Source organism: Yoonia sp. R2-816 (genome assembly GCF_046762905.1).
Taxonomy (GTDB): domain Bacteria; phylum Pseudomonadota; class Alphaproteobacteria; order Rhodobacterales; family Rhodobacteraceae; genus Yoonia.
In genome coordinates this window covers 1-1,520 of the sequence record NZ_JBKQXN010000021.1, presented here as the reverse complement: position 1 = coordinate 1,520, position 1,520 = coordinate 1, and the positions used below count along the sequence as shown (strand labels likewise).

At 51.4% G+C, this 1,520-nt stretch carries 3 protein-coding genes and 1 pseudogene; 2 read left to right on the top strand and 2 right to left on the bottom strand.

The genetic code is table 11. The features are described from left to right. A pseudogene (locus tag ACFWW2_RS00325) lies at positions 1-124 on the top strand (IS630 family transposase); the annotation flags it as partial. A gap of 108 nt (positions 125-232) precedes the next feature. Here ACFWW2_RS00325 and ACFWW2_RS00320 read toward each other — a convergent pair. After that, positions 233-421 (bottom strand): hypothetical protein, encoded by a 189-nt coding sequence (locus ACFWW2_RS00320; protein ID WP_393925372.1) that lies wholly within the window; start codon positions 419-421, stop codon positions 233-235. 48 nt (positions 422-469) lie between these two features. On the opposite strand from ACFWW2_RS00320, the gene tnpA reads away from it, so the two are divergent. Next, positions 470-886, top strand: a complete 417-nt coding sequence (tnpA, locus tag ACFWW2_RS00315; RefSeq protein WP_393925371.1) for an IS200/IS605 family transposase — start codon at positions 470-472, stop codon at positions 884-886. A 340-nt stretch (positions 887-1,226) separates the two neighbouring features. Here tnpA and ACFWW2_RS00310 read toward each other — a convergent pair. Then, on the bottom strand, positions 1,227-1,520 hold a 294-nt coding region (locus ACFWW2_RS00310; protein WP_393925370.1), incomplete at its 5' end, for a hypothetical protein.

The following is a 1,520-nucleotide window of genomic DNA, read 5'->3' as shown; positions in this document are numbered from 1 at the left end:
TCTGCGACGCATCGGAGCCAGAACATTCACAGAGGTCTTCGAGGCAATCGGATCAATCTGCGATCTCTACGACCCAACAGAGTGTTGGAACTACTTCAAGGCTGCCGGATATGTCTCAAACTAAATTCGAAACGCTTTAGTATCATGTTGGCAGTCGCTGGGCTGAACGGCGAGGGCGAAGTGGATGGTGTCAGTTCACATCATGACTAAATCCACTGACAGACAGATCAGTTCAACTCTTGCAGACCTTAGTCTGAGTGGGTGCGCAGGGCAGGGGGCAGGAGAGCGTCTTCATTGGTGCATCGCGGGCGTCCAGAGCCTCGTAGAAATCTCGCAACTCAACTGGCTCCTGATCGAGGGCAATGATCTCAGGGTGGGTTGGATTTTCGTTCTCTGGATAAAGCTGCTTGGCACTTTCCATCGCGAGGCCCTAGGTTTCAGGGATCGTCCAATACTCAATCATCCGATCATGCAATATTCGACCGGCAAGCATTGCGTTTACTATCATAGATATCACTTGGTCTGGTCGACGAAATACCGGTTCAAGGTTCTGCAAGGGCCGTTACGCTTGCGGGTCCGTGATATCTGCCGCCAGGTTTGTGCGCAGAACGGCGTCGAGATCATCAAGGGCGTTTTGTCGAGCGATCACGTTCATATGTTCGTGTCGGTCCCGCCGAAACTGGCGATCAGCGATCTGATGCGCCTGATGAAGGGCAGGTCGTCCCACAAAATCCAGCAGGATTTCCCGCAGATCAAAAAGCGGTACTGGGGCAGGCATTTTTGGGGACGCGGGTACTTTTCAACCACCAACGGGGCCATCACCGAAGACATCGTACTTCAGTACCTGGAACAGCATATCGCCAATCCTACCGACGACAGTCGGTAGTCGTTTAGTATATTCTGATATTGATTGCTTAGATTGTTTCAGGTTTGTGGCTGCTAGCCAAACTGAACGTATCGAAGCTCTAGTCCGTATTGACAAAGTTAAAGCCTGGCGGGTGCTGGTTCCGCCATAGCTGATATCTATTCAAGTATAGAATCAGAGTATTTCTCAATACAGCAAGCGGGTCCTATTGTTGGGTGAAAAGTGAATTGATTGGCCGCCCTGAATGTTCGGTAAAAAAATCGCCAATATCCGCAATAAATTCAGACTGTTACTTGCAATCTGGTTGGGCCTGACGGGCAGGGTTTTTCCCGATCCTGTTCAAACACGTTGGCGATGCCCCTCACAGGAGAGTTTCAGTATGACAAATGAGAACTTCGATATCCAACCCGCCCTTCACCCGCGCAACGTCTTGGTTCGGGGTGGTCGTTTGACCAAGTTCAAGGGTCAGGTGGCGAGCATTGCGCCGGGCCTTTTGGTATTGGCGAGTGCTGCGGTGTGTAATCGGCGGAGCAATACTCGGCCACGGTAGCGGCGGCGTTGTGTTGTCGCGGGCGGCGTAAAAGTCGGCCACTTTTGCCCTTTCATTTGATGGGAGGGCATGGGGATATTCACCGTGGAATTGTATTTGAAGGTT